Source organism: Streptomyces sp. ID05-39B (genome assembly GCF_033794725.1).
Classification (GTDB): domain Bacteria; phylum Actinomycetota; class Actinomycetes; order Streptomycetales; family Streptomycetaceae; genus Streptomyces; species Streptomyces bobili.
On record NZ_JARGEF010000191.1, the window covers coordinates 1 to 3,818 of the forward strand.

5 protein-coding genes are annotated in these 3,818 nt (G+C 68.7%); all 5 read left to right on the forward strand.

The window, feature by feature from the left end; all coding sequences use genetic code 11:
- A partial coding sequence (locus P1P75_RS30575) for a phosphatase (RefSeq protein WP_319261553.1) occupies positions 1 to 754 on the forward strand: 754 nt, incomplete at its 5' end.
- A 134-nt stretch (positions 755 to 888) separates the two neighbouring features.
- A complete protein-coding gene (locus tag P1P75_RS30580; protein WP_004984898.1) occupies positions 889 to 1,101 on the forward strand; it encodes a helix-turn-helix domain-containing protein in 213 nt (70 codons plus the stop codon).
- 156 nt (positions 1,102 to 1,257) lie between these two features.
- The gene (locus tag P1P75_RS30585; RefSeq protein ID WP_003948845.1) at positions 1,258 to 1,356 is read left to right on the forward strand and encodes an AURKAIP1/COX24 domain-containing protein; all 99 of its coding nucleotides are present in this window, start codon (positions 1,258 to 1,260) and stop codon (positions 1,354 to 1,356) included.
- A 294-nt stretch (positions 1,357 to 1,650) separates the two neighbouring features.
- Positions 1,651 to 2,712, forward strand: a complete 1,062-nt coding sequence (locus P1P75_RS30590) for an NAD-dependent epimerase/dehydratase family protein (RefSeq protein WP_319261556.1) — start codon at positions 1,651 to 1,653, stop codon at positions 2,710 to 2,712.
- A gap of 140 nt (positions 2,713 to 2,852) precedes the next feature.
- Entirely contained in the window at positions 2,853 to 3,815 is a 963-nt protein-coding gene (locus P1P75_RS30595; RefSeq protein WP_319261586.1) for a lysophospholipid acyltransferase family protein, read from the forward strand.
- Positions 3,816 to 3,818: the final 3 nt, after the last annotated feature.

Sequence of the window (3,818 nt, forward strand, 5' to 3'; positions counted from 1 at the left end):
GAGTGGGCGGGAGGGGAGTCTTCGGCGGTATCGGTTGTTCGCGGCTCGGGATCCTCGGGTGTTGATCGGGATCGATCCGGAAGGGGTCTGGGGCGAGCGGGAGTTGATCGCGTTGATGGCGGAGAAGTGTGGGGTTTCGGCCGATCCGGAGGACACTTCAGGGCATGATGTGATCGATCCGGAGCTGACCCTTCGCGGACTGGACGCCTTCGCGGAGCGGCTCGCGGTGGTTGCCCAGTGTGGTGGGCCCGTGTTGCTCGGGACCGGGCATCCGCAGCGGCTGCTCGGGTTCTACGCGGGGATCGCAGACGCTTTGTCGGCGGCGGGATGTGTTGTTCTCACCCCGGCGCAGGGTCGCTGTGTCGACATAACGACCCGGTTCGGTCTACGCACGCTCCAGCTCACCTACGTGCGAGGCGTCGGGTTGGTGCGGGAACCCGGTCCCGAGCGCCCCGGTGGTGCCACCGGCGCACACACGCACTCACCCCTCCCGGTTCGGCTGGCGCTGGCGGCGGCCGCGGAGGCCGGGGGGCCCTTGCCGGAGCTGGTGATCGGGGACCACGGCTGGGTCTGCGGGGCAGGTCAGCTGGGGTTCGAGGCGATCGGCCTGGCGGACAGCGACGATCCCGCGCTCTTCGTCGGGGAGGCCGAGGGGACCGTGTCCGTCGTCGTTCCACTTGATGACGGCGCGCACGCCGAGTACTACCTGCCGCTCACCCGCTACGTACTCAATCGGGCGTGTCTGTCACAGTAGGCCCCCGATGGTTGCACCTCTTCCCCACTCGCATCACCCGCCCCTACATTGGGGAGTGAGCACGCAGCGACGAAGAGTCACCGGAAGGGGAAGCCGGTGGCCGTCGAGTCGAGTGCGGAAGGTTCAGGTGTGTCATGGCTGCAGCTGGCGAGAGGCCTCTGAACGAGGTTCAGTTCCTTACCGTGGCGGAAGTCGCCTCGGTGATGCGAGTGTCCAAGATGACCGTGTACCGGCTGGTGCACAGCGGTCATCTGCCCGCGATCCGGGTCGGAAGGTCCTTCCGCGTCCCGGAGCAAGCGGTTCACGAGTACCTCCGCGAGAGCTATGTGGGGGTGGAAACGGCCTGACGGCAGAGGTGGGGGGACCCGCACCACAGGGCACTCCAGGGTCCCTCCGCCGCCTCGATTACGACCTCAGCGCTCGGGCGGGTAGGCTAGCCCCTCGTAGGTCGTATGGGCCCATGGCGCCCAGCACCGAGTGATGAGAAGTGAGCGAGGGTAGTCGTGGGCTCTGTTATCAAGAAGCGGCGCAAGCGGATGGCCAAGAAGAAGCACCGCAAGCTGCTCAAGCGCACGCGCGTTCAGCGTCGTAACAAGAAGTAGTTCGTTCGACGCGAGCCGCGAAAGCGTGGTGTGGCCCCCCAGCCGGTCTACCGGTTGGGGGGCCACACGCATGTCCGGCTTCTGTGCGGCCGGCTGAACCCCGTGCGGATGCCTGGACGCACACCATGGCTGATCTGCTCGTATGACCGACTGTTGCCGTCACTTCATGCGTCGGGTGGTCATCACAGCGCAACACCGACCCGCTAGGTTGGCCCGCAGCGGGGAACGCGGCAGGGTGGGGAAACACGGCAGGGTGGAACCGGACCTAGTGATGGACGAAGGAAGGCGCTGATCTTGGGCAAGGTCGTGCTGGTGACCGGGGTGGCCCGTCAGCTGGGGGGCCGGTTCGTACGGCGGATCCAGCGTGACCCGGACGTGGACCGGGTGATCGCGGTGGACGCCGTGCGGCCCGAACACCACCTGGGCGGCGCCGACTTCGTCCAGGCGGACATTCGGCAGTCCACCATCGCTCGGGTACTCGCCGAGACCGGTGCCGACACCGTCGTACACCTGGACGTGACGGCGACCGCGCTCGGCAGCGGGAGCCGGACCACGGTCAAGGAGACCAACGTCATCGGGACGATGCAGCTGCTCGGCGCCTGTCAGAAGTCGCCGAACGTGAAACGTCTCGTCGTGAAGTCCAGCACCAACGTGTACGGATCCGCGCCCCGCGATCCGGCCGTGTTCACCGAGACCACCGCGGCCAAGTCGCTGCCCAGCGGCGGCTTCGCGAAGGACACCGTGGAGGTCGAGGGATACGTCCGCGGGTTCGCCCGGCGGCGCCCCGACGTCGCGGTGTGCGTGCTGCGGTTCGCCAACATCCTCGGCCCGACCGCGGAGACACCGCTCGCCTCCTACTTCTCGCTGCCGGTCCTGCCCACCGTCTTCGGCTACGATCCGCGGCTCCAGTTCGTGCACGAGGACGACGTGATCGAGGTGCTGCGGATCGGCTCGCACGAGCCCGGCCGTGGCACGCTCAACAGTGGCACCTTCAACATCGCAGGCGATGGCGTGCTGCTGCTGTCGCAGTGCTCCCGACGGCTCGGCCGCCCCACCGTCCCGCTCCTGCTGCCGGCCGTCACCTGGGCGGGCACCCTCGTGCGTACGCTGGGCATGACGGACTTCTCGCCGGAGCAGATCCGGCTGCTCACGCACGGCAGGGTCGTGGCGACCGGCCAGATGCGCGAGACGCTGGGATTCACGCCGAAGTACACCACCGCGGAGACGTTCGCGGACTTCGCACGCAGCCAGGGGCCGGGTCTCCTGCCCCCCGAGGCCGTCGCGACGGCCGTCGACCGGATCGCCGCGCTGCCCCTCGCGGGCGGCGGCCACTCCCCGACGCAGAGCGCCAACTGAGGAGCGCATCAACGATGGCGGACGCCAAGGTCATTCCGTTCGACGACGACCGGTCCCGCGGGGGCCCCGCACAGCGGACGTCGCGGCGCCGGAGCGCGGGGAGCCGGCGCCCGAACGGCGAGCCGGCGCCGGTCCATGAGATCGGCGAGGCCGGTGAGGTCAGTGAGGTTCGTGAGGTCCAGGCCCTGCCCACCAGGGCCGTTCCGCAGGATGATGTTCCTGTGATCGGTGAGGAACAGCCGCCGCGGTCCGACGGTGACGGCGGTGGCCTGGAGCGGCGTATCGCCGGGGGGCTGTCCTTCCTGCGCCGCCGGCTGACCGGTGACTACGACGTCGACGACTTCGGCTACGACCAGGAGCTGACCGACCAGGTCCTGATGTCCCTGCTGCGCCCGGTGTACGAGAAGTACTTCCGGGTGGAGGTGAAGGGCGTCGAGAACATCCCCGTCGACGGCGGTGCGCTGATCGTCGCCAACCACTCCGGGACGCTGCCGCTGGACGGACTGATGATGCAGGTCGCCGTCCACGACCATCACCCGGCGGGCCGTCATCTGCGGCTGCTCGCCGCCGACCTGGTCTTCGTGCTGCCGGTCGTCAACGAGCTGGCCCGCAAGCTCGGGCACACCCTGGCGTGCTCCGAGGACGCCGAACGGCTGCTGGCGCAGGGCGAGCTGGTCGGGGTGATGCCGGAGGGCTTCAAGGGCATCGGGAAGCCCTTCGGTGAGCGCTACAAGCTCCAGCGGTTCGGCCGGGGCGGCTTCGTGTCGACGGCGCTGCGCCAGGGCGCCCCGATCATCCCCTGCTCGATCGTCGGGGCGGAGGAGATCTACCCGATGATCGGCAACGCCAAGACGCTCGCCCGCGTCCTCGGCTTCCCGTACTTCCCGCTCACCCCGACGTTCCCCTGGCTGGGCCCGCTGGGCGCGATCCCGCTGCCCACCAAGTGGACGATCCAGTTCGGCGAGCCGATCCCCACGGACGGCTACCCGCCGGAGGCGGCCGAGGACCCCATGCTGATGTTCAACCTGACGGACCAGGTGAGGGAGCAGATTCAGCACACGCTGTACAAGTTGCTGGTGCAGCGGCGGTCGGTGTTCTTCTGACCG

Excerpts from the sequence above, each read along its gene's own strand:
- P1P75_RS30580 (WP_004984898.1), top strand. The coding sequence starts at position 889 with ATGGCTGCAGCTGGCGAGAGGCCTCTGAACGAGGTTCAGTTCCTTACC.